Source organism: Mycolicibacterium sp. lyk4-40-TYG-92 (assembly GCF_030209435.1).
In the GTDB taxonomy this organism is placed as follows: domain Bacteria; phylum Actinomycetota; class Actinomycetes; order Mycobacteriales; family Mycobacteriaceae; genus Mycobacterium.
Genome location: NZ_JARVRX010000008.1, coordinates 1 through 22,875, shown reverse-complemented (window position 1 = coordinate 22,875; position 22,875 = coordinate 1). Strand labels below are relative to the sequence as shown.

18 protein-coding genes and 1 pseudogene are annotated in these 22,875 nt (G+C 67.5%); 9 read left to right on the top strand and 10 right to left on the bottom strand.

What is annotated here, in order from left to right:
• Positions 1-82: 82 nt before the first annotated feature.
• A complete protein-coding gene (locus QRN63_RS14130) occupies positions 83-976 on the top strand; it encodes a LysR family transcriptional regulator (protein WP_285031387.1) in 894 nt (297 codons plus the stop codon).
• Here QRN63_RS14130 and QRN63_RS14125 read toward each other — a convergent pair.
• On the bottom strand, positions 973-1,986 hold the full coding sequence (locus tag QRN63_RS14125) for an alpha/beta hydrolase (protein WP_285031386.1): 1,014 nt from the start codon (positions 1,984-1,986) through the stop codon (positions 973-975). The genes QRN63_RS14130 and QRN63_RS14125 overlap by 4 nt on opposite strands.
• A gap of 76 nt (positions 1,987-2,062) precedes the next feature.
• Between QRN63_RS14125 and QRN63_RS14120 the strand changes: the two genes are divergently transcribed.
• Both QRN63_RS14120 and QRN63_RS14115 read left to right on the top strand, forming a co-directional pair.
• Positions 2,063-3,469: a sigma 54-interacting transcriptional regulator gene (locus QRN63_RS14120; RefSeq protein ID WP_410505998.1), complete on the top strand. Its 1,407-nt coding sequence runs from the start codon at positions 2,063-2,065 to the stop codon at positions 3,467-3,469.
• The gene (locus tag QRN63_RS14115; RefSeq protein WP_285031385.1) at positions 3,462-5,438 is read left to right on the top strand and encodes a vWA domain-containing protein; all 1,977 of its coding nucleotides are present in this window, start codon (positions 3,462-3,464) and stop codon (positions 5,436-5,438) included. Before QRN63_RS14120 ends, QRN63_RS14115 begins: the two co-directional genes overlap by 8 nt.
• Before the next feature lie 37 nt (positions 5,439-5,475).
• Here QRN63_RS14115 and QRN63_RS14110 read toward each other — a convergent pair whose 3' ends face one another.
• The 9 genes from QRN63_RS14110 to QRN63_RS14070 all read right to left on the bottom strand — a co-directional run bounded on the left by QRN63_RS14110 (position 5,476) and on the right by QRN63_RS14070 (position 17,310).
• Complete coding sequence (locus QRN63_RS14110; RefSeq protein WP_285031384.1) at positions 5,476-6,696, bottom strand: DUF1501 domain-containing protein; 1,221 nt, start codon at positions 6,694-6,696, stop codon at positions 5,476-5,478.
• Between the two features lie 8 nt (positions 6,697-6,704).
• Complete coding sequence (locus QRN63_RS14105; protein ID WP_285031383.1) at positions 6,705-8,006, bottom strand: DUF1800 domain-containing protein; 1,302 nt, start codon at positions 8,004-8,006, stop codon at positions 6,705-6,707.
• Between the two features lie 193 nt (positions 8,007-8,199).
• A complete protein-coding gene (locus tag QRN63_RS14100; protein WP_267315645.1) occupies positions 8,200-8,787 on the bottom strand; it encodes a DUF1707 SHOCT-like domain-containing protein in 588 nt (195 codons plus the stop codon).
• A gap of 90 nt (positions 8,788-8,877) precedes the next feature.
• The gene (locus QRN63_RS14095; RefSeq protein ID WP_285031382.1) at positions 8,878-9,645 is read right to left on the bottom strand and encodes an enoyl-CoA hydratase family protein; all 768 of its coding nucleotides are present in this window, start codon (positions 9,643-9,645) and stop codon (positions 8,878-8,880) included.
• Positions 9,646-9,657: 12 nt separating this feature from the next.
• Positions 9,658-10,821: an acyl-CoA dehydrogenase family protein gene (locus tag QRN63_RS14090; RefSeq protein ID WP_212812961.1), complete on the bottom strand. Its 1,164-nt coding sequence runs from the start codon at positions 10,819-10,821 to the stop codon at positions 9,658-9,660.
• The gene (locus tag QRN63_RS14085; protein ID WP_285031381.1) at positions 10,818-12,776 is read right to left on the bottom strand and encodes an ATP-binding protein; all 1,959 of its coding nucleotides are present in this window, start codon (positions 12,774-12,776) and stop codon (positions 10,818-10,820) included. The genes QRN63_RS14090 and QRN63_RS14085 overlap by 4 nt, the downstream gene beginning before the upstream one ends.
• Positions 12,777-12,822: 46 nt before the next feature.
• Positions 12,823-14,418 carry an acyl-CoA carboxylase subunit beta gene (locus QRN63_RS14080; RefSeq protein ID WP_285031380.1) on the bottom strand — a complete coding sequence of 532 codons (1,596 nt, stop codon included), beginning with the start codon at positions 14,416-14,418 and terminating at the stop codon, positions 12,823-12,825.
• A 31-nt stretch (positions 14,419-14,449) separates the two neighbouring features.
• A complete protein-coding gene (locus QRN63_RS14075; RefSeq protein WP_061005709.1) occupies positions 14,450-15,598 on the bottom strand; it encodes an acyl-CoA dehydrogenase family protein in 1,149 nt (382 codons plus the stop codon).
• Positions 15,595-17,310: an acyclic terpene utilization AtuA family protein gene (locus QRN63_RS14070; RefSeq protein ID WP_285031379.1), complete on the bottom strand. Its 1,716-nt coding sequence runs from the start codon at positions 17,308-17,310 to the stop codon at positions 15,595-15,597. Before QRN63_RS14070 ends, QRN63_RS14075 begins: the two co-directional genes overlap by 4 nt.
• Before the next feature lie 227 nt (positions 17,311-17,537).
• On the opposite strand from QRN63_RS14070, the gene rpmF reads away from it, so the two are divergent.
• From rpmF to QRN63_RS14040, 6 genes and pseudogenes are all read left to right on the top strand, one after another.
• Positions 17,538-17,714, top strand: coding sequence for a 50S ribosomal protein L32 (rpmF, locus tag QRN63_RS14065; protein ID WP_029104679.1), 177 nt, complete (start codon positions 17,538-17,540; stop codon positions 17,712-17,714).
• 78 nt (positions 17,715-17,792) lie between these two features.
• Positions 17,793-18,479, top strand: a complete 687-nt coding sequence (locus QRN63_RS14060) for a response regulator transcription factor (protein WP_020099048.1) — start codon at positions 17,793-17,795, stop codon at positions 18,477-18,479.
• 53 nt (positions 18,480-18,532) lie between these two features.
• Positions 18,533-20,017 (top strand): HAMP domain-containing sensor histidine kinase, encoded by a 1,485-nt coding sequence (locus QRN63_RS14055; protein WP_267316620.1) that lies wholly within the window; start codon positions 18,533-18,535, stop codon positions 20,015-20,017.
• 111 nt (positions 20,018-20,128) lie between these two features.
• A complete protein-coding gene (locus QRN63_RS14050) occupies positions 20,129-21,562 on the top strand; it encodes a S1C family serine protease (protein WP_285031378.1) in 1,434 nt (477 codons plus the stop codon).
• Between the two features lie 20 nt (positions 21,563-21,582).
• Positions 21,583-22,107: a MogA/MoaB family molybdenum cofactor biosynthesis protein gene (locus tag QRN63_RS14045; RefSeq protein ID WP_133763292.1), complete on the top strand. Its 525-nt coding sequence runs from the start codon at positions 21,583-21,585 to the stop codon at positions 22,105-22,107.
• A 611-nt stretch (positions 22,108-22,718) separates the two neighbouring features.
• Positions 22,719-22,875, top strand: a pseudogene (locus tag QRN63_RS14040) (MspA family porin); the annotation flags it as partial.

Sequence of the window (22,875 nt, the reverse complement as noted above, 5' to 3'; positions counted from 1 at the left end):
TTGCTCCTTGTCTCGATGAATCCAGCATCACCCCTGCGCATTCAATCCGTCCAATGAATGTTCTGGCGATTACCATCCGTATATGGATCAATGGATGAGTCTGCTGGCCCCGCAGCTTCGGGCGCTCGAAGAGCTCGACTCCCAGGGCGGGCACATGACCCGTGCGGCAGACAGCCTGGGGATTCCGCAGTCGTCGATGAGCCGGCGGATCCATGCGTTGGAGAAGGCGCTCGGCGTTCGGCTGCTCACCCAGGAGGGGCGGACGGTGCGTCTGACGCCGGTCGCGGTGCAGCTGGCCGAGCAGGTGCGGCGTCCGTTGCGAGAACTCGAAGCGACGGTCGAGACGATCGCCGGGGAAGCCGACCCGGAGCACGGCACGGTCCGGTTCGGCTTCCCACTGACGATGGGGGCCGGCGTGGTGCCGAACCTCGTCACCGAATTCCACCGGCGCGCACCGGGAATCCGGCTGCAGATCAAACAGGCGCACGGCAGTCAGCTCGCCGCGGATCTGAAGGCCGGGACACTCGACGTCGCAGTGGTGATCCCTCCGCCGGACGGTGTCGAGCATGTGGTGATCGGCGGACAACCGATCCGGGCCGTGGTACCGGCGACCCATCCGCTCGCGGCCCGTCGTCGTCTCCGTCTGGATGAGCTGCGAGGCGAGACGTTCATCGCCAATCCGGCCAGTTATCACCTGCGCCAGGCAACTGAAAGCTGGTGCCGTGATTCGGGTTTCACGCCGCACGTGCCCGTCGAGATCACCGAGTTCTCGACCATCCGCGAGCTGGTCGGCCGCGGTATGGGTATCGCGTTGCTACCGCACGACGAGCACACCTCGCGCAAGGTCCGGGAAATCCCGTTGACGCCCAACAGCTATCAGCGGCAGATCGCGCTGGCCTGGGCGCCGACCGCAGGCACTCCGGCCGCGCGCAGGTTGCTGACCTTCCTGCGCACGGAGTGGTCGGCCGGCCGTTAGGACGCGACTTCGCCGGGCTGCTGCGTGGTGGCGAATTCGAAGAAGTCCACGATCTCGTCGACGGCCTTGCGGGCATCCGGGTTGACGTCGAAGCTCAGCTGGAACATGTGCATCGCCTTGTCCCACACCTGAACCCAGGCGAGCGCCCCGGCAGCGCGCAACGCGTCGGCGAGCGCGAACGAATCGTTGCGCAGCATCTCGTTGTTGCCGACCTGCAGGAGCGTCGGTCCCAGGCCGTGCAGGTCCGCTTCGGTGGGCATCTCCGGCACCGGGTGGGTGCCGTTCTTGGTCGCGAAGACGTCGTAGAGGTATTTCACCGCCATGAACGGGAACAGCACGTCGCGGTGTTCGAGCATCGCGTTGTACTTCAGATTCATGTCGGACGACGTCAGCGGCGACAGCAGGATCTGGCCGGCGGGTACCTGCAGGCCCGCATCCCGTACGGCGAGCGCGGTGCCGGTCGCGATCAGCCCGCCGGCGGAGTCACCCGCGAACACGATCTTCTTTGCGTCGACGCCGGCGGCGAGCACCATCCGGTAGGCGCATACGCCGTCGGCGATGGCGTCTTCGATGAGGGCCTGCGGTGCCAGTCGATAGCCCACGTTCAGGACCCGGGCGCCGGTCGCGGCAGACAGCTTGCTGGCCCAGCGCCGATGGGAGTTCAGGCCGAGGGTGATCAGCGCCGAACCATGGAAGTAGATGATCACGCGATCGGAACCCTGTGCACGCGGCGCGACGATCCATTCGGCGGCGCAGTCGTCCAGTGCGATCGGTGTCACCGTGGTGCCGGGCAGGGCGCGGAACGCGCGGAACGGCCCGTCGATGATGTCGTAGCGGCCTCGCTGCACCAGTTCCGGATGGAACCGGTTGACGACCATGCCGATGAGCGTGAGCAGGGCAATTACCGGTCGGACGAACACCGCGGTCAACCCGCCGAGCAGTCGGCTCTGCCACGCGGCGGGGCCGAACTCGAGGTCGGTGGGGCGCTGAGTCCAGTCGAGCGAGTTCACGATACCGAGGGTACTGGGTAAGGCGCCGGAGCCCAAGGTGCTGCCGCTCACCGTGCACCGTCGTAGCGTGGAGGTCGTGACATCACCTAACGACCTTCCAGCCGACCTGCCGGCCGGTCTGCCCAAGACCGTCGGCGCGTTGAAAGCAACGGGCCACCGCGAGCGGGGCATCAAGACCGAGATTCGAGAGAACCTGCTGGCAGCGCTGGCTGACGGCAAGGACGTCTGGCCCGGGATCTTCGGCTTCGAGGACACCGTGCTGCCGCAGCTGGAGCGCGCACTGATCGCCGGGCACGACATCGTGCTGCTCGGCGAGCGCGGCCAGGGTAAGACCCGCCTGCTGCGCGGTCTGGTCGGTCTGCTGGACGAGTGGACGCCCGTCATCGCCGGCTCGGAGCTGGGCGAGCACCCCTACTCGCCGATCACACCCGAGTCGATCCGCCGGGCTGCGGACTCCGGCGACGACCTGCCGATCACGTGGCAGCACCGCAGCGAGCGCTACTTCGAGAAGCTGGCGACGCCCGACACCAGCGTCGCCGACCTGGTCGGCGACATCGACCCCATCAAGGTGGCCGAGGGGCGGAGTCTGGGCGACCCGGAAACCATCGCCTACGGCCTCATCCCGCGGGCGCACCGTGGCATCGTCGCGATCAACGAGCTGCCCGATCTCGCCGAGCGCATCCAGGTCGCGATGCTCAACGTGATGGAGGAGCGCGACATCCAGGTCCGCGGCTACACGTTGCGCCTGCCGCTCGACGTGCTCGTCGTGGCCAGTGCGAACCCCGAGGACTACACCAACCGTGGCCGCATCATCACGCCGCTGAAGGACCGCTTCGGCGCCGAGATCCGCACCCATTACCCGTTGGAGCTCGACGCGGAGGTCGGCGTCATCAGGCAGGAAGCGCATCTCGCTGCCGAGGTCCCCGAGTACCTGCTGCAGATCCTGGCCCGATTCGCCCGGTACCTGCGCGAGTCGCAGTCGATCGATCAGCGCTCGGGTGTCTCGGCCCGATTCGCCATCGCCGCGGCGGAAACGGTCGGCGCGGCAGCCCAGCACCGCTCCGCGATTCTGGGTGAACAGGATCCGGTTGCTCGAGTGGTCGATCTGCAGACGATCATCGGCGTGCTGCGCGGCAAGCTGGAATTCGAGTCCGGTGAGGAAGGCCGCGAGCAGGCCGTCCTGGAGCATCTGCTGCGGCGGGCCACCGCGGACACCGCGCAGCGCCTGCTCGGCGGCATCGACGTGGGCTCGCTGGTCGCTGCGGTGGAAGGGGATTCACCGGTCACGACGGGGGAGCGCGTGTCGGCCAAGGACGTCCTGGCCGCGCTGCCGGACCTGCCGGTGATCGACGCGATCGCCGACCGGCTGGGCGCGCAGTCCGACGGCGAGCGGGCGGCGGCCGTCGAGCTGGCGCTGGAAGCGCTGTACCTGGCCAAGCGCATCGACAAGACCTCTGACGACGGCGAAACAGTATATGGCTAAACATCTCTCGCGGTATTCGCGCTACAGCGGCGGGCCCGACCCGCTGGCGCCTCCCGTCGACCTCCGGGAGGCACTGGAGCAGATCGGGCAGGATGTCATGGAGGGCGCGTCGCCCCGGCGCGCGCTGTCCGAGCTGCTCCGTCGCGGGACCCAGAATATGCGCGGCGCCGACCGGCTGGCCGCCGAGGCCAACCGGCGTCGGCGGGAGTTGCTGTCGCGCAACAACCTTGACGGCACCCTGCAGGAGATCAAGAAGCTGCTCGACGAGGCCGTGCTCGCCGAACGCAAGGAACTCGCCCGCGCGCTCGATGACGACGCGCGGTTCGGTGAACTGCAGCTGGAGTCGTTGTCGCCGTCACCGGCCAAGGCCGTGCAGGAGCTCTCCGAATACGACTGGCGCTCAGCGGAAGCCCGGCAAAAATACGAGCAGATCAAGGATCTGCTGGGCCGGGAGATGCTGGACCAACGATTCGCCGGCATGAAGGATGCGCTGCAGAACGCCACCGACGAGGATCGTCAGGCCGTGGGCGACATGCTCGACGACCTGAACAATCTGCTCGAGAAGCACGCCAACGGCGAAGACACGCAACAGGATTTCCAGGATTTCATGGCCAAGCACGGCCAGTTCTTCCCGGAGAATCCGCAGAACGTCGACGAGCTCCTGGACTCCCTGGCCAAGCGTGCCGCTGCCGCCCAGCGGTTCCGCAACAGCCTGTCACCCGATCAACGCGCCGAGTTGGATGCGTTGGCGCAGCAGGCCTTCGGGTCGCCGTCGCTGATGAACGCGCTCGGTCGACTCGATGCCAACCTTCAGGCCGCCCGCCCGGGTGAGGATTGGACCGGGGAGCGGAGTTTCACCGGAAACAATCCGTTGGGCATGGGGGAGGCTGCTCAGGCGATGGAGGACATCGCCGAGTTGGAGCAGCTGGCGGAACAGCTTTCGCAGAGCTACGCCGGCGCCCAGATGGACGACGTCGATCTGGATATGCTCGCCCGGCAACTGGGCGACGAGGCCGCCGTCGACGCCCGCGCCCTGGCGGAACTGGAACGGACCCTGATGAACCAGGGCTTCCTGGATCGCGGGTCCGACGGGCAGTGGCGGTTGTCGCCCAAGGCCATGCGTCAGCTGGGCCAGGCAGCACTCCGCGATGTGGCACAACAGCTTTCCGGTCGACACGGCGAGCGGGACACCCGTCGTGCCGGCGCCGCCGGGGAACTGACCGGAGCCACCCGGCCGTGGCAGTTCGGCGACACCGAGCCCTGGAACGTCACCCGCACCTTGACCAACGCGGTTCTGCGGCAAGCGGGTGTTTCGGCGGAGGGCCGCTACCCGCCCCTTCGAGTCACGGTCGAGGACGTCGAGATCTCGGAAACCGAGACCCGCACCCAAGCCGTGGTGGCGCTTTTGGTGGACACGTCGTTCTCGATGGTCATGGAGAACCGGTGGCTGCCGATGAAGCGCACCGCCCTGGCGCTCAATCACCTCGTGAGTACCCGGTTCCGGTCAGATGCGTTGCAGATCATCGCTTTTGGCCGGCATGCCCGCACCGTCTCGGCGGCCGAACTGACGGGGCTGGAAGGCGTCTACGAGCAGGGCACCAACCTGCACCACGCGCTGTTGCTCGCCGGCCGGCACCTGCGGCGGCATCCCAATGCGCAGCCGGTCGTCCTCGTCGTCACCGACGGTGAACCGACGGCGCACCTCGAGCAGTACCGCAACGGGACCGAGACGTTCTTCGACTACCCGCCGCACCCGCGCACCATCGCCTTCACGGTGCGCAGCTTCGACGAGGTGGCCCGGCTGGGTGCGCAGATCACCATCTTCCGGTTGGGCAGTGATCCCGGCCTGGCGCGGTTCATCGACCAGGTGGCCCGGCGCGTCGAAGGGCGTGTGGTCGTGCCAGAACTGGATGGGCTGGGTGCCGCAGTCGTGGGTGACTACCTGCGCTCGCGGCGTCGGCGTCGCTGACTCGCGGCTGTCGAACACCCGTGCCGCCCCGGCCTGATCACGCGAGGAAGCCGACGTCCTTGCGGCCCGGGCCCACGATTGGGCCCGGATCGGTCCCGAGTGTCCGCGTGAGTACCTCGTGATAGACATCGCGAAAGTCGGTGGTGACCTTGAGATCTCCGTTGTCCAGATCGGTCAGTGACGGCTCGTCGCCATAGAAACCACCCTTGACCGGTGCACCGGCAATGAACATCGGGCCGGCCGTGCCGTGGTCCGTACCCTGCGATGCGTTGGCACGCACTCGGCGACCGAACTCTGAATATGCCATCAGCACAACGTTTCTTCCGTGCGGGTCGCCCGCGATCTGGTCGAGGAAACCGGTTACCGCGGTGTCGAGCCGGCTGACCTGCCGCTGCTGGGTGCCGCGTTCGTCGGCATGAGTGTCGAATCCGCCCAAGCTCACGCTGTACACCCGCGTCGGCACGCCGGCCTTGATGCACCGCGCCACCACCGCGAGTTGGTCGGCAAGAGCGTCGTCCGACTTGTTCTTTGCGGTCGGCGACCTGCCCTTGTGTGAGGCCTGCTGTATGGCGGGCTGCAGCGCAGCGTCGGTTGTCTGTACGGCCCGATACGACTGGCGCACCAGGGCCATGGCCGCAGTGTCCTGGGTGTCCGGTGCGCCCAGGGCGTCGACGGTGTTGGCGAACGACTTGAGTGTGTGGTCACCCGTTACCGAGAGTGCTGCAGCGGTGAGTTTTTCGCCGACCGCAAGGGGTGGCAGGACCGCGCCGATGTTCACCGCACGCAGCGGGTCGTCTCCGGTTGCGTCGAGCCACCGCCCGATCCAGCCGGTACGCACCGGCTCGTCGGGCGAAGCGGTCTGCCAGATGTCCATCGATCGGAAATGGCTGTGGTCGGGTTTGGGGTAGCCGACTCCTCGGATCACCGCCAATTGCCGCTGTTGCCAGAGTCTGGCGAGCCCTGGCATTCCGGGGTTCAACCCGAGCGCGGAGTCCAGATGCAGGACATCGGATGCGGCGTAAGCCAATTCGGGCCGGGATTGGTGGTAGGCCGGGTCTGCGTACGGAATCAGGGTGTTGATGCCGTCGTTGCCGCCGTACATCGTGACGAGCACCAGGATGCCCGAACCCTGTGCGAGCGGACGATCGCGCGCGGCCTGCAGCAGGTCGGGCAATCCGAATGTCGCACCGGCCAGCAGTCCCGCCGCGGTCAGTCCCGTGCTGGCGAACAGAAACCTGCGCCGATTCATCTCGACCATGTGCACCCCTACGACGTCAGGTTTTCGGGCGTGTTCGCCGCAGCGGCCACCAGCTCGGGCGGGCGGTTGACCAGCGGGCGCAGCGCGGCTGCACTTTGGTCCGACCATGACCCGATGCCGAGCAGGTAACCGGCCGCGTCGATCCGATCCGCCGGTGCCGCGTCGGACACGGCGGAGACGTCGCCCGTGCGGGCCAGTACCGTCGCCGCATGCAGCCGGACTCCGGCGCCGGCGGTGGACAGCCAGGCCCGGCCACGGGGCCAGCCACCGACGTCGGGCGGGTAGAAGGGCTGCTGGCCAAGCGTTTTCAGGGTCTGGTCGATCAGCTGGGAATTCTGCGCTACCGGCACCTTGAGGGCGCGCACCAGCCCGACCGTCCACTCGACCGGAGTGTTCACCAATGACGCAGGCTGGGCGAGGAACTCCGGATCGGTCAGGATGGCCACTGTCAGCGCCTTCAAGTCGCGGCCGACGCCGTACGCGCCGACCAGTCGAGACAACGCCGGCGCCGACGGCGGGTTGTCGGAGGCGAGCTGCTGCCAGAGTCGTTGCGCCACATACTGTGGAGACTCAGGTCGTGCCAGGACGGCGTCGCAGAATCCGGCGGCGTCCAACGCGCCCGTCACACCCAACACGGTCTTGTCCCCGGCGTCGTGCCGTTTGTGGGCCAGGCTGGACTGCCCGTCTCTGATCACCCATCCGGTCAGTGCCCTGGCCCCTTCGCGCACGTCGGATTCGGTGTAGCCGTTCCCGTGGCCGAGTGCGAACAGCTCCATGAATTCGCGGGACAAGTTCTCGTTGGCGGCCTTCGCAGTGTTCTGTTGGCCATCCAGCCAGCGCAGCATGGCCGGATCGGTGAGCATCGAGTACGCGAGGGACCGGAAGTCGCCGACGGCACCGGCCCGTAGTTTCTGGTTCTGCGCGGCCATCAGCCCGGCCGCCCGCACCTTGCCCGCCGAGGTGGCAAAGTGGTTGTGCCACAGCAGGGTCAGTTTCTCGTGGACGGGCTGCTGTACCGACACCATGCGCTGCAGCCACCACTGCGACAGCGCGTGCATCTGGTCTCGGAGCCCGCTGTTGTACTCCTTGCGGGCGGCGACAGTCGCGTTCTTGCCCACCGGGCCGGGTACCGGGAACTCGGGCAGAGGCGTCGCTTTGGCACCCGGATCGGACTCCGGGTCGGAGTTGAGCCCTGCGCTCAGATAGTCCGGTTGCCCCACGGCTGCGTCGACGGCGCGACCGGTGGCGCCGAAACCGGTGCGGCGCAACAGCCGTGCTGTGGCCATCCACTCCGCTGACTGCGTGGGCATGACGTCATGGTGGACGGCAAGTTTAAGCACGAGCTATGAGCCCGAGTACCCCCCCGCTGTGGAGTTTCGGGTCGCTCGTCGCCCGCGAGCGGCCTGAAAGTGCACGCGACATGCGGCGTGTCCCGTACAGACACGGCCGCTCGCGGGGAAAGGGGCTGCTCGCTCGGAAAGGGGCTAGCTCGCGGGAAGGGGGCTAGTCAGCGGGCGGGGGCTTGCGCTTCTTGGACTTGATGCCGACGCGGCCCCACAGCGAGAAGCCGCGGATGGTGACACGCGGGGCGCCGGGGGTGCCCTGCTGTCCGAGGTGGTCGAACGCGCCCATGACGCCGACGCCGTGCACGTCGACGTTGACCTCCGGCGGCAGCAGGATGGTCTGGCCGCCGAAGATCGAGTAGGAGTGGATCTCGACGTCCGGTGACGTGAAGTCGGCGTACCGCAGATCGATGACGCCGCCGCCGAAGAGCGAGAACGACGTCAGCCGCTGCGGGACGTTCCAGCGGCCCCGGCGCTCGAATCCGCTCATGATCGCCAGCAGCAGCGTCGAGGGTGCGGGATGGCATTCGCCGCCCGTGTCCCAGGGCGCGGTGGTGATGTATGGCAGGTCGTCGCTCAGCTTCGACAGTTCGGCGTACGTCTGCGCCGAGTAGGCCCGGTTCAATCGGTCCTCGTACTCGGACATCGGCAGCCGTCCCTGCGCGGCAGCATCGCTGAGGAGGTGAGCGACCTGAATCCGGTCGGTATCGACGACGCGCATCTGTGCGCGCGAACCTGGCATGCTCATCAACTCGAGCCTACGACGATCACAGCGACTTGCAAGGCTGTTGAGGCAAACTGTGGCCGCATCGACGTCCCATCCGTTACGGGATGTGGATCACTTATTCCAGTTCGGTTGCCGCTTCTGGAGGAAGGCCAGCATGCCTTCGCGGGCCTCGTCGGAAACGAACAACTCCGCCGACTGCTTGGCCAGTTTCTCGGCGTCGCGGTCGAAGTCAGCCAGGATCGACGCCGTGGTCAGCGCCTTGGACGTGGCCAGACCCTGCGGTGAACCCTTGGTGATCTCATCCGTCAGCTTCGCCACGGTCGCTGGTACGTCATCGGTCGCGACGGTCACCAGGCCGATCCGCTCGGCTTCCTCGGCGCCGAACTTCTCGCCCGTCACGAAGTAGCGACCGGCCGCACGGGCCGTCATCTTCGGCAGCAGCGTCAGCGAGATGATCGAGGGCGCCACACCGATCCTGGCCTCGGTGAGGGCGAAGGTGCTGGCGGCGCCCGCGACCACCAGATCGCAGGCGCCGATCAACCCCATGCCGCCGGCGCGGACGTGGCCGTCGATCGCGGCGATCACCGGAACGGGCAGCTCCAGGATCGACCGCAGCAGCCGGGCCGCCTCCAGCGCGCGGGCCGTGGCCAGGTCGCCGGGGTCGCGCCCGGCTGCCTCGCTCAGGTCAGCCCCGGCGCAGAAGGTGCCGCCGGTGTGTCCGAGCACCACGACCCGCACGCCCGGATCGTCGGCGGCATCGGTGAGGCCCTGCCGCAACTGCTCCACCAGCGCGGTCGACATCGCATTGCGGTTGTGCGGTGAGTCCAGCGTCAGCCGGGCGACACCGTTTTCGACGGAGTAGTGGACCAGTGCGGTCATGAGACTTTCCTGTCAGTACGAGCGCGGCAGACCCAGCGAGGTCTGCGCCACGAAGTTAAGCACCATCTCACGGCTGACCGGAGCGATGCGGGCGAGTCGCGAGGCCGTGACCGCGGCGGCGATGCCGTACTCCTTGGTCAGGCCGTTGCCGCCGAGCGACTGCACGGCCTGATCGACCGCGCGCACCGAGGCCTCACCGGCGGCGTACTTGGCCATGTTGGCGGCTTCGGCGGCACCGAAGTCGTCACCGGCGTCGTAGAGGGTGGCGGCCTTCTGCATCATCAGCTTGGCCAGCTCGAGCTCGATGTGGATCTGCGCCAGCGGGTGCGAGATGCCCTGGTGCGAACCGATCGGCACCTTCCAGACCTGACGGGTCTTGACATACTCGGTCGCGGTGCGGATCGCGAGCCGGCCGGTGCCGACGGCCATGGCCGCACCGATGATCCGCTCCGGGTTCAGGCCCGCGAACAGCTGCGCGATCGCGGCGTCCTCGGAGCCGACGAGTGCATCGGCGGGCAGCCGCACCTCGTCCAGGAACACCTGGAACTGGCTCTCGGGGCTGATGATCTCCATCTCGATCTTGGTCCAGCTCAGGCCCGGCGCATCGGTGGGCACCACGAACAGTGCCGGCTTGAGGTTGCCGGTCTTGTGGTCCTCGGTGCGGCCGACGACCAGCACGGCGTCGGCCTGGTCGATGCCCGAGATGAAGACCTTCTGGCCGGACAGGATCCAGTCGCCGCCGTCGCGGCGGGCCGTCGTGGTGATGCGGTGGCTGTTGGAGCCGGCATCGGGCTCGGTGATCGCGAAAGCCATGGTGAGCGAGCCGTCCGCAAGACCCGGGACCCAGCGCTTCTTCTGTTCCTCGGTGCCGTACTTCGAGATGATGGTGCCGTTGATGGCCGACGAGACGACCATCATCAACAACGGACAGCCATTGGCGGCCATCTCTTCCATGACCAGGCTCAGCTCGTACATGCCGGCGCCACCGCCGCCGTACTCCTCGGGCATGTTCACGCCCAGGAAGCCGTGTTTGCCTGCCTCGGCCCACAATTCGTCGGTGTGCTGGCCGGCGCGGGCCTTCTCGAGGAAGTAGTCCTGGCCGAACTTCGAGGCCATCGCGACGACGGCCTCCCGCAGCGCCTTGCGCTCGTCGGATTCGATGAAAGACACGGTCATTCTCCTTCTGGGGTTTCTACACGGGCAAGCACGGCACCGACATCGACCTGTTGGCCCGGTTGCACGTTGAGTTCGGCGAGCACACCGGAATCCGGTGCGGCGATGGTGTGTTCCATCTTCATGGCTTCCAGCCAGATGAGCGGCTGGCCGGCGGTGACCGAATCACCCACGGCCGCGCCGACCCGGACCACCAGTCCGGGCATCGGCGCCAGCAGCGAGCCCTGGGCGACTGCCGCGTCCGGGTCGGGGAATCGAGGCTGGGCCACGAGGTGCACGGCGCCGGCAGGCGAGTCGACGAAAACGTCGGCGCCGTATCGGGCGACGTCGAAAGACCGCTCAACGCCGCCCAGAGCCAACACCACTCGAGCGGGATCAGCGGTGACGACGGTGACGTCGTCGCGGTCGGGCAGCTCGACGCCGTCGCGGGTGTACCGGTACCGCACCCGCTGCTCGGCTCCGGCCGCGTCGGTGTACGCACGGCTCTGGTAGCCCGACGCGAGGTTCCGCCAGCCGCTCGGTGCGGCAGCGAAAACCGTTGCCGTGGCGCGGTTGTGCGCCGCATCGGCCAGGGCCGCGGCGATGGCGGCCAGCGTGACGTCGGTGTCGGCCGGTGCCGCCAGGTCGGCCAGACCGTGCGTGTCGAAGAACGCGGTATCGGTGACACCGGCCAGGAAAGCCGGGTGCCGCAACACATTCACCAACAGGTCGCGGTTGGTGCGCAGGCCGTGGATGCGCGCGCGGGACAGCGCGTCGGCGAGGATCGCCGCGGCCCGGTCGCGGGTCGGCGCGAACGAGATGACCTTGGCCAGCATCGGGTCGTAGAACACCGAGACCACCGAACCGTCGACGATGCCGGAGTCGACGCGCGTTCCGGCACGGCCCAGCAGGCTGAATTCGGCTCGCACGCCCGGCACCTCGAATCGGTGCACCGTGCCGGCCTGCGGCTGCCAGTCCTTGGCCGGGTCCTCGGCGTAGAGCCGGGCCTCGATCGAATGTCCCTGCGTTGCGGGCGGTTCCGCGGCGAGTGCGCCACCGTCGGCCACGTCCAGCTGCAGCTCGACCAGGTCGAGTCCGGTGGTCTCCTCGGTGACCGGATGCTCGACCTGCAGGCGGGTGTTCATCTCCAGGAAGAAGAAGTCGCCGCCCGCGTCCGACATGAACTCGACGGTGCCGGCGCCGGTGTAGCCGATCGCGGTGGCTGCCAGCCTGGCGGCCTCGAACAGCTTGGCGCGCATGCCGGGCGTCCGCTCCACGAGCGGGGACGGCGCTTCCTCGATGACCTTCTGGTGCCGCCGCTGAATGGAGCACTCGCGCTCGCCGACGGCCCACACCGTGCCGTGCGCATCGGCCATCACCTGCACCTCGATGTGGTGGCCGCTGGCCAGATAGCGCTCGCAGAACACCGTCGGATCACCGAAGGCGGACTGCGCCTCGCGCTGCGCCGCCGCGACTTCGGCCGGCAGCGCGGACAATTCGCGAACCACCCGCATACCGCGACCACCGCCGCCGGCGGACGCTTTGATCAGCACCGGTAGCTGGTCGGCGGTGACGGTGTCGGGGTCCAGCTCGGTCAGCACCGGAACGCCGGCTGCCGACATCAGCTTCTTGGCCTCGATCTTGGAGCCCATGGCCTGCACGGCGGCCACCGGCGGGCCGATCCATGTCAGCCCGGCATCCTGCACGGCGGCCGCGAAATCCGGGTTCTCCGAGAGGAATCCGTAGCCAGGGTGGATCGCGTCGGCACCGGACGCCTTGGCCGCCGCGATCAGCTGGGCGGCGTCGAGATAACCGGTGCGACCTTCGAGCCGCACCCGGTCGTCGGCCTCGGCGACGTGCGGCGCGGCCGCGTCGGGGTCGGTGTACACCGCGACGGTGCCGATGCCGAGCCGGCGGCAGGTGGCGAACACCCGGCGGGCGATTTCCCCGCGGTTGGCGACGAGGATTTTACGAATCATGAACTGTGTCCTCTGCTCTTCGCGCAAGCGCTCATCGGCGGGCTACTCACATCCGGAAGACGCCGAAGTTCGACGTCCCCTCGATCGGGGCATTGGCAATGGCGGACAAGCACATTCCCAGTACGGTGCGGGTGTCGCGGGGGTCGATTATGCCGTCGTCGTAGAGCCGGCCGGACAGGAACGCCGGCAGTGATTCGGCGTCGATCTGCGCTTCGACGGCGGCACGCAGCGCTGCGTCCGCGGCTTCGTCGACCTGGCCGCCCCGGGCTTCGGTCGCTGCGCGGCTGACGATCGAGAGCACACCGGCCAGCTGCGCTCCGCCCATCACCGCGGATTTCGCGCTGGGCCAGGCGAACAGGAACCGCGGGTCGTAGGCCCGGCCGCACATGCCGTAGTGGCCGGCGCCGTAGGAGGCGCCGATGAGCAGCGAGATGTGCGGGACCTTCGAATTGGAGACGGCGTTGATCATCATCGAGCCGTGCTTGATCATCCCGCCTTCCTCGTACGCCTTGCCGACCATGTAGCCGGTCGTGTTGTGCAGGAACAACAATGGCGTGTCGGACCGGTTGGCCAGCTGGATGAACTGGGTGGCCTTCTGCGATTCCTCGCTGAACAAGACGCCGCGCGCGTTGGCCAGGATGCCGACCGGGTAGCCCCAGAGGTTGGCCCAACCGGTGACCAGAGACGAGCCGTACAGCGGTTTGAACTCGTCGAAGTCCGAGCCGTCGACGATGCGTGCGATGACGTCGCGCGGATCGAACGGGATGCGCAGATCGGCGCCGACGATGCCGAGCAGTTCCTCTTCGGGATACAGCGGCGGCACCACCGGTGCCGGCGTCGGACCCTGCTTGCGCCAGTTCAGCCGGGCCACGATGCGCCGCCCGATGCGGATGGCGTCGAGCTCGTCCTGTGCGAAGTAGTCGCCGAGACCCGAGGTCCGGGAGTGCATTTCGGCGCCACCAAGGGATTCGTCGTCAGACTCTTCGCCGGTGGCCATCTTGACCAGTGGCGGTCCGGCCAGGAACACCTTGGAGCGCTCCTTGATCATCACCACGTGGTCGGACATGCCGGGGATGTAGGCGCCGCCGGCGGTCGAGTTGCCGAACACCAACGCGATGGTCGGAATGCCCTCCGCCGACAGCCGGGTCAGATCGCGGAACATCGCGCCACCCGGAATGAAGATTTCCTTCTGCGTGGGCAGATCCGCGCCGCCCGACTCGACCATCGAGATCACCGGCAGCCGGTTCTCGCGGGCAATCTGGTTGGCGCGCAGGATCTTCTTGAGCGTCCACGGGTTACTCGTGCCGCCCTTGACTGTCGGGTCGTTCGCCACGATGAGGCACTCGACGCCCTCGACGACACCGATGCCGGTGACGAGGCTGGCACCGACGACGAAGTCGCTGCCCCACGCGGCCAGTGGACTCAGCTCCAGGAACGGCGAGTCCGGATCGACGAGCTGCTCGATGCGCTCGCGTGCCGTCAGCTTGCCGCGGGCGTGGTGCCGGTCAACGTATTTCGCGCCGCCGCCGGCCAGCGCCTTGGCATGCTCGGCATCCAGCTCGGTGAGCTTGGCCGTCATCGCCGCAGCGGCATCGGTGTATCCGGTCGATGCGGAATTGAGTGTGGACTTCAGCTGGGTCATGATGCGCAATCCGCTCCGTTGCTTGCCTGTGTCATGACTGGAATCCCAACGTCTTGGCGGCCAGCGAGGTGAGAATCTCAGTGGTACCGCCACCGATACCGATGATGCGCATGTCGCGGTACTGCCGTTCGATCTCCGACTCGGCCATGTAGCCCATGCCGCCGAACAACTGGACCCCGGCGTTGGCCACCCACTCGCCGGCCTCGACGGCGGTGTTCTTCGCGAAACAGACCTCGGCGATCAGGTTCGTCTCACCGGCCAATTCGCGCTCGACCAGGTGATGCGTGTAGACCCGGGCGACGTCGATGCGCCGTGCCATCTCGGCGAGGGTGTTCTGCACCGACTGGCGGGTGATCAGCGGCCGGCCGAACGTCTCCCGGTCCCGGCACCACTGCACGGTCAGGTCCAGGCAGCGCTGCGCGCTCGCATATGCCTGCGCGGCAAGGCCGACCCGCTCGGAGACGAAGGCGCCGGCGATCTGCAGGAAGCCGGAGTTCTCGGGTCCGACCAGGTTGGCTGCCGGCACGCGGACGTCGACGTAGGACAGTTCCGCGGTGTCCGACGAGCGCCAGCCCATCTTCTCCAGCTTGCGGCTGACCGTGAAGCCGGGGGTGTCCTTGTCCACGACGATCAGCGAAACACCGGCTGCGCCAGGGCCTCCGGTGCGCACAGCGGTCACCACATAGTCGGCGCGCACACCTGAGGTGATGTAGGTCTTGGCGCCGTTGATGATGAAGTCGTCGCCGTCACGGTCGGCGCGGGTGGTCAGGTGCCCGACGTCGGAGCCGCCGCCGGGTTCGGTGATGGCCAATGAGCCGATCATCTTGCCCTGCAACGTCGGTCGCACGTACGTGTCGATCAGCCGCTGGTCGCCGGAGGCGATCATGTGCGGTGTGGAGATGCCGCAGGTGAACAGCGACGCGAAGACGCCGCCGGGCACGCCGGCGTAATGCAGTTCCTCGCAGACGATCACGGCGTCAGCGCCGTCGCCGCCCCCACCGCCGACGGACTCGGGCGCCTGGGCGCCCAACAGGCCGGCCGCACCGGCTGCCTCGTGCAGCGAACGGGGCAGCTCGCCGCTGCGCTCCCACTCGTCGACGTGGGGGAGGATCTCGCGTTCGGCGAACGCGCGCACGGTCTTTCGCAGTGCGTCACGTTCGGGCGTGGTCCATATGCTCACGAAAACAGTTCCTCCGGGATGTCGAGATGACGGGTTCGTAGCCATTCCCCGAGGCCCTTGGCCTGGGGATCGAATCGGGCCTGGTACGCGACGCCTTCGCCGAGGATGCCCTCGATGACGAAGTTGATGGCGCGCAGGTTGGGCAGCAGGTGTCGCGTCACGGGCAGGTCGGCGGCTTCGGGCAGCAGCTCGCGAAGCGTCTCGACCGTCAATGTGTGTGCCAGCCAACGCCATTGGTCGTCGGTCCGGACCCAGACGCCGACATTGGCGGATCCACCCTTGTCGCCGCTGCGGGCCCCGGCGATGGTGCCCAGCGGCGCTCGACGGGTCGGCCCGGCGGGCGGCGGGTCAGGCAGCGCCGGGTCGTCCACCGGTCCCAGTGCGACTGTCTCTGCGGACGGCGCGATGTCGACCCGGGATCCGTCTGCGCGCACTGCGACGTGGGGCACCAGGGCCGCGTCGACGTAGCCGGGCTTGAACAGGCCGTACACCTGGCCGTCGCCCGGGGGAGCGGTGGTGGTGAATCCCGGGTAGCTGGCGAGCGCGAGTTCGACTGCTGCCGCGGAGAATTGGCGGCCGACCTTGGCCGGGTCGGGGTCGCGCACGACGCAGTGCAGCAGCGCGCTGGCCCGCTCCTCGGTGTCGGCGTCGGGATGATCGGTCCGGGCCAGCGTCCACTGCAATTCGGCGGGGCGCTGCGTGATGCTCGCCTCCAGCTGGCGCTGCAACAGATCCGCCTTCGCCTCGATGTCGAGGCCGGTGAGGATGAACGACGCCGCATTGCGGAAGCCGCCGATGCTGTTGAGCGACACCTTCAACGTGGGCGGCGGCGCCTCGCCGCACACGCCGGAGATGCGGACGCGGTCCTCGCCGTCGGCGGTCAGCTCCAGCGAGTCGACCCGCAGGGTGGCGTCGGGATTGGCGTAGCGCGCCCCGGTGATCTCGTACAACAGCTGTGCGGTGACGGTGTCGACGCTGACCCGTCCCCCGGTGCCGGCGTGCTTGGTGATCACCGACGAGCCGTCCGCGGAGATCTCCGCCAGCGGGAACCCAGGGCGGATCAGGTCGGGAATCTCGGTGAAGAAGCTGAAATTGCCGCCCGTGGCCTGAGTGCCGCACTCGATGACGTGGCCCGCCGCAATGGCGCCTGCCAGCGCGTCGTAGTCGGTGCGCGCCCAGCCGAAGTGTGCGGCGGCCGGCCCGACGATCACCGAGGCGTCGGTGACCCGGCCGGTGACGACGACGTCTGCCCCGGACTTCAGGCAGTCCACGATGCCCCAGGCGCCGAGGTAGGCATTGGCCGACAGTGGGGTGCCGAAGCCGAGCTCGCCGGCGCGCGCCACGAGGTCGTCACCCTCGACGTGCGCCACGTTCACCGTCAGCCCGAGCTTTTCGGCCAGGGCGCGTACCGCTGCTGCCAGGCCGGCCGGATTGAGGCCGCCGGCGTTGGCGACGATCTTCACGCCCTTGTCCAGGGCCAGGCCGAGGGATTGCTCCAGTTGGCGCAGGAACGTCTTGGCGTACCCGAGGTCAGGGTTCTTTGCTCGGTCCCGCGCGAGGATCAGCATGGTCAGCTCGGCGAGGTAGTCGCCGGTGAGGTAGTCCAGCTCACCCCCGGCGAGCATCTCGTGCATCGCCGCCAGCCGGTCTCCGTAGAACCCCGAGCAGTTACCGATCCGGACTGCTGGTGATGTCACACACACTCCCGTCATTCAACCAACCGGTAGGGAGGTTAGTCGGTACTAGCGGTACCGAGTCAAGGGGGCTGGGGGTTGCGTGTTGCCCGGTGGGGGCGACGTTTTGGAGCCTACGCAGGTCGACGGCTATCCTGAGGTGCAATCGCTGCGCACGCGAGAAGCAATGGAGAGGCCGTTGGCCCTATTTGTTTCGCGACGCGGCCGACCGCAAGCAATTCCGTTTAGTCAGAGAGGTGCACATCATGGCTGTGCCCAAGCGCAGGATGTCGCGCTCGAACACCCGTAGCCGTCGCGCGCAGTGGAAGGCCGAGGCCACCGGCCTGGTCAGCGTGAACGTCGCAGGTCAGGCGCACAAGGTGCCGCGTCGCCTGCTCAAGGCCGCGCGTCTGGGTCTGATCGACCTCGACCGCCGCGCCTGAACCGACTGACGGTTTTTCTCGCGCCCGCGTGGCGCGTCTTCTCAGTCCGCTCTCAGATGGTGGGGTGAGACTGTGCCTGTGCGAATCCTTGTAGTCGACGATGACCGCGCTGTACGTGAATCACTGCGTCGGTCACTGACTTTCAACGGGTACTCGGTCGAACTGGCGCAAGACGGTGTCGAGGCGCTGGAGCGCATCTCCAGCGACCGGCCCGACGCTGTCGTGCTCGACGACATGATGCCGCGGTTGGACGGCCGTGGGGTCTGCCGGCAGCTGCGCAGCAGCGGGGACGACCTGCCGGTGCTGATGCTGACGGCCCGCGACTCGATCGATGAGCGGGTCGCCGGCCTCGACGCGGGTGCCGACGACTATCTCCCGAAGCCGTTCGCGCTCGAGGAACTTCTGGCCCGGATGCGGGCCCTGCTCCGCCGTACCGGTCCCGCCGACGGCGCCGAGTCGGCGGCACTGACCTTCTCCGACCTGAGCCTCGACCCGGTGACCCGCGAGGTCACCCGCGGCTCGCGGTCGATCAGCCTCACCCGCACCGAGTTCTCGCTGCTCGAGATGCTCATCCACAACCCGCGCCGGGTGCTGAGCCGCAGTCGGATCCTCGAAGAGGTGTGGGGCTTCGATTTTCCGACGTCGGGCAATGCCCTTGAGGTCTACGTCGGGTACCTGCGCCGCAAGACCGAGGCGGAGGGAGAACCGCGCCTGATCCACACCGTGCGCGGCGTGGGTTACGTGCTGCGTGAGACCCCACCCTGATGCTCGACAAGCTTCGCGCAACCGTGGACCGGAAGATGCGGGAAGTGCCGCAGATGCCGGTGACGCCGGACGGCACAGTGCAACACGACGCCAGCTCGGTGTCGCTGAAATGGCGCGTCATGCTGCTCGCGATGTCGATGGTGGCGATGGTCGTCGTCCTCATGTCGGTTGCGGTGTACGTGGTGGTGTCGAAGGCGCTGTACGGCGACATCGACAACCAGTTGCACAGCCGCGCGCAATTGCTCATCGAGAGCGGTTCCCTGGCCGTCGACCCCGGCAAGGCGATCGAGGGCACCGCCTACTCGGACGTCAATGCGATGTACGTGATCCCGGGCCAGTCCATCTACACCGCCAACCAGCAGGGGCAGACGCTGCCGCTCGGCACGCCCGAGAAGGACGTCATCGCCGGCAAGCTGCTGATGTCGTTGCGTACCACCAACTATCAGCGCGTGCTGGCGGTGCACCTGCAGTCGGGTAACTCGCTGCTGATCTCGAAGAATCTCTGGCCCACCAGCCAGGTGCTCAAACGGCTCGGCACCATTTTGCTCATCGTGGGTGGAATCGGGATGGCCGTCGCCGCCATCGCCGGTGGCACCGTCGCGCGGACCGGGCTGAGACCCGTGGCCCGGTTGACCGAGGCCACCGAACGGGTGGCCCGCACCGACGACCTGCGGCCCATCCCGGTCTACGGCAATGACGAATTGGCCAGGCTCACAGAGGCTTTCAACATGATGTTGCGGGCGCTCGCCGAGTCGAGAGACCGGCAGGCCCGGCTGGTGTCGGACGCCGGTCATGAGTTGCGCACGCCGCTGACCTCGCTGCGGACCAACGTCGAACTGCTGATGGCGGCCATGGCACCCGGCGCGCCGCCGTTCCCGGAGGAGGAGATGGCGGGTCTGCAGTCCGATGTCATCGCCCAGATCGAGGAGCTCTCCACCCTCGTCGGCGACCTGGTCGACCTGACCCGCGACGACGCCGCGGTGACGGTCCACGAGCCCGTCGAGATGGCCGAGGTCGTCGACCGCAGCCTGGAACGAGTTCGCCGCCGCCGCAACGACATTGACTTCGACGTCGACATCGCCGGATGGCAGGTGTACGGCGACGGGGCGGGGTTGTCCCGGGCGGTGCTGAACCTGCTCGACAACGCCGCCAAGTGGAGTCCGGCCGGTTCGGTGGTGCGGGTCCGGCTCGGGCGCATCAATCCGACGCACGCGGAGCTGGTGGTCTCCGACTGGGGGCCGGGCATCCCGCCGCAGGAACGGGCGCTGGTGTTCGAGCGTTTCTACCGGTCGACGACGGCGCGGGCGATGCCCGGTTCCGGTCTGGGACTGGCCATCGTCAAGCAGGTGGTGCTCAAACATGGTGGCGCACTGCGGATTGAGGACACCGTGCCGGGCGGGACGCCGCCGGGCACGTCGATCCATCTCGTTTTGCCGGGACGACCCTCCGGTGTGACCGCAACACACCGACCCGCTGGGCTGGACGTAACGGGCGTGACCACGGAAAATGAACCTGCCCGGACGGGGGAGGAAGTCTAGGGTGCGGCCTGCGGTGTCTCAGTGGATTCTCAGCCCGAGTGGGCACCGTCAGGTCATGTCGTTCGTTGTCCCGGCAACGGATCGGAAATACAGGAAGAGTGTCGACCAGTAATGACGAATCACCCGAGGTACTCGCAGCAGCCCGAGTCCGGTCGGCGTCCTGATTCCTATCAGTCCGCGCCCGGCTACGGCGCGTCGCCGCAGCCGGGGTCGTCATACGACTGGCGGTACGCCACGCATCAGCAGCAGACCACCGGCCAGTACCCCACGGGCAGTTACCCCACCGGTCAGTACCCGACGGGCCAGCATCAGCCCGGTCAACACCCGACCGGCTCGTACGTCACGGGCCAGTACTCGACCCAGCCGTACGGTTCGCAGCCGCACGACCCCTACCGCAACGGGTCGCAGAACGGTCGGCCATCCATCTCGCCGCGCCCGCAAAACCGTTCCCGCACAGGGCCTTTGATCGCCGGAATGGCAGCGGTGGCACTGGTGTCGGCGGGTATCGGCGGCGGCATCGTGATGCTGGCCCAGCCCGACTACTCGAACACCACGACCTCGTTGGGCGGTTCGGCGCGCGGACAGCACGCGGGTAATGCGCCGATCGGTTCGGTGGAGCAGGTCGCCGCCAAGGTGGTGCCCAGCGTCGTGAAGCTCGAGACCGACATGGGCCGGGCCTCTGAAGAAGGCTCGGGCATCATCCTGTCCGCGGACGGGCTCATCCTCACCAACAACCACGTGGTGGCGGGCGCCAAGGATGCCCCGCCGCCGGGGGCGCCGCCGGTGCAGACCAAGGTCACGTTCAACACCGGTAACACCACGACGTTCCAGATCGTCGGGACCGATCCGAGCAGTGACATCGCAGTCGTGCGGGCCAAGGGCGTCTCGGGTCTGACGCCCATCTCGCTGGGCTCGTCGTCCAACCTGGTGGTGGGCCAGCAGGTGGTGGCGGTGGGTTCGCCGCTGGGTCTGCAGGGCACCGTGACCGAGGGCATCATCAGCTCGCTGAATCGCCCCGTCGCCGCCGGTGGTGACGCCAAGAACCAGAACACCGTGCTCGACGCCATCCAGACCGACGCCGCGATCAACCCCGGCAACTCCGGTGGCGCGCTGGTCAACATGAGCGGTGAACTCGTCGGCATCAACTCGGCGATCGCGACGCTCGGCGGGGATTCCGGTCAGTCGCAGAGCGGTTCGATCGGCCTGGGCTTCGCCATTCCGGTGGACCAGGCCAAGCGCATCGCCGACGAGCTGATCAAGAACGGCATCGCGAGCCATGCGTCGCTCGGCGTGCAGGTCGGCAACGACAAGGCCGTCGACGGCGCCAAGATCGTCGACGTCACCAACGGTGGCGCGGCCCAGACGGCCGGCCTGCCCAGCGGTGTGGTGGTGACCAAGGTGGACGACCGGGTGATCAGTAGCGCCGACGCGCTGGTCGCGGCGGTGCGGTCGAAGGCCCCTGGCGACAAGGTCACGTTGACCTATCTGGACACCGCGGGCAAACCGCAGACCGTTCAGGTGACTCTCGGAAAGGCGCAGCAGTGATGGGAGCGGGGCCGAGTTCGATGTCAGAGGCGGGATATACGGTGACAGGCATGGAACAGGCAGGGGAATTGGCCGGGCGCGCACTCGTCGTGGTCGTGGATGACCGCACGGCGCACGGCGAAGAGGACCACAGCGGTCCGTTGGTCACCGAACTGCTCGGTGAGGCCGGCTTCCTCGTCGACGGCGTCGTCGTGGTCCCGGCCGATGAGATCGAGATTCGCAACGCCCTCAACACCGCGGTGATCGGTGGTGTCGATCTGGTCATCTCCGTCGGTGGCACCGGCGTCAGCCCGCGCGATGTCACGCCGGAAGCCACCCGGACCATGCTCGACCGGGAATTGCTCGGCATCGCCGAGGCGCTGCGTTCGTCGGGCCTGGCGGCCGGTATTTCGGACGCGGGGCTCTCGCGCGGCCTGGCCGGGGTCTCGGGAAGCACGCTGGTGGTCAACATCGCCGGCTCACGTGCGTCGGTGCGCGACGGTATGGCGACGCTGGGGCCGTTGGCGGCGTACATCATCGCGCAGCTGTCGAGCCTCGACATCTGATAGCTGAGCTCCACGGGGCTCGTCGGCCGAACGGAGGCGTCATGAGTTCGTCCCACGTGAACCCCTCATCCTGGCAAAGGTGTGATCTTGATCACACTGAAGGAGTCTTGTGATGAGCGGTACACAGCCGTCGCGCGACCTAGTTAACAAGGTGTTCGGCGACGTTTTGCCGGACGTTACCCGGGATGAATGTAACGAGCCCACTGGGTCCGGGGATGGTGACCGAGATCGCTGGCTACGGGAAAACGTTCCGCCGCACCATCGCTGAGCACGCTGTTCTCACAACGGCTGGTCGCGAATGAGGTTAACTCCTGATTGCGCCGGTCAGCGGCCCCGTTGAGCGCATGTTTCCGGCGTGTTTCGGCCCAACCGGCCGGTGTGGTCGATCTCGATGAGCAGGTAGTTCCCAGCAAACTTTTCCGGATCGGGAATATCTGCGCGGTCTTTACGCCGTTCGCATTGCCGGAAGGTGCGTACGCCGATATCTTCCTCGTGTCAACGATGAGCAAAAGGTAAGAGCGACATGTGAAGTTCGCCTGAGGGCGTACATGGAGTTCTTGCGACGGTCGCGCGGTCAGCTTGCTGGCACCGCCTACTGAGCTAGGGAGAATATGAAGGCATTCAGTCGGGTGCTGGTAGCACTGGTAGCGGCGCTGGCGTCGCTGTTTTTCGGGGCGGGTACGTCCCATGCGGGTCTCGACAACGAGCTGAGCCTGGTCGACGGCCAGGATCGGACGCTGACGGTGCAGCAGTGGGACACGTTCCTCA

Coding starts and splice junctions, on each gene's coding strand:
- QRN63_RS14130 (WP_285031387.1), top strand. CDS start 83: ATGGATCAATGGATGAGTCTGCTGGCCCCGCAGCTTCGGGCGCTCGAA.
- QRN63_RS14115 (WP_285031385.1), top strand. CDS start 3,462: ATGGCTAAACATCTCTCGCGGTATTCGCGCTACAGCGGCGGGCCCGAC.
- QRN63_RS14110 (WP_285031384.1), bottom strand. CDS start 6,696: ATGGTCGAGATGAATCGGCGCAGGTTTCTGTTCGCCAGCACGGGACTG.
- QRN63_RS14105 (WP_285031383.1), bottom strand. CDS start 8,006: ATGCCCACGCAGTCAGCGGAGTGGATGGCCACAGCACGGCTGTTGCGC.
- QRN63_RS14100 (WP_267315645.1), bottom strand. CDS start 8,787: ATGAGCATGCCAGGTTCGCGCGCACAGATGCGCGTCGTCGATACCGAC.
- QRN63_RS14095 (WP_285031382.1), bottom strand. CDS start 9,645: ATGACCGCACTGGTCCACTACTCCGTCGAAAACGGTGTCGCCCGGCTG.
- QRN63_RS14090 (WP_212812961.1), bottom strand. CDS start 10,821: ATGACCGTGTCTTTCATCGAATCCGACGAGCGCAAGGCGCTGCGGGAG.
- QRN63_RS14085 (WP_285031381.1), bottom strand. CDS start 12,776: ATGATTCGTAAAATCCTCGTCGCCAACCGCGGGGAAATCGCCCGCCGG.
- QRN63_RS14080 (WP_285031380.1), bottom strand. CDS start 14,418: ATGACCCAGCTGAAGTCCACACTCAATTCCGCATCGACCGGATACACC.
- QRN63_RS14070 (WP_285031379.1), bottom strand. CDS start 17,310: ATGACGGGAGTGTGTGTGACATCACCAGCAGTCCGGATCGGTAACTGC.
- rpmF (WP_029104679.1), top strand. CDS start 17,538: ATGGCTGTGCCCAAGCGCAGGATGTCGCGCTCGAACACCCGTAGCCGT.
- QRN63_RS14055 (WP_267316620.1), top strand. CDS start 18,533: ATGCCGGTGACGCCGGACGGCACAGTGCAACACGACGCCAGCTCGGTG.
- QRN63_RS14050 (WP_285031378.1), top strand. CDS start 20,129: ATGACGAATCACCCGAGGTACTCGCAGCAGCCCGAGTCCGGTCGGCGT.
- QRN63_RS14045 (WP_133763292.1), top strand. CDS start 21,583: ATGTCAGAGGCGGGATATACGGTGACAGGCATGGAACAGGCAGGGGAA.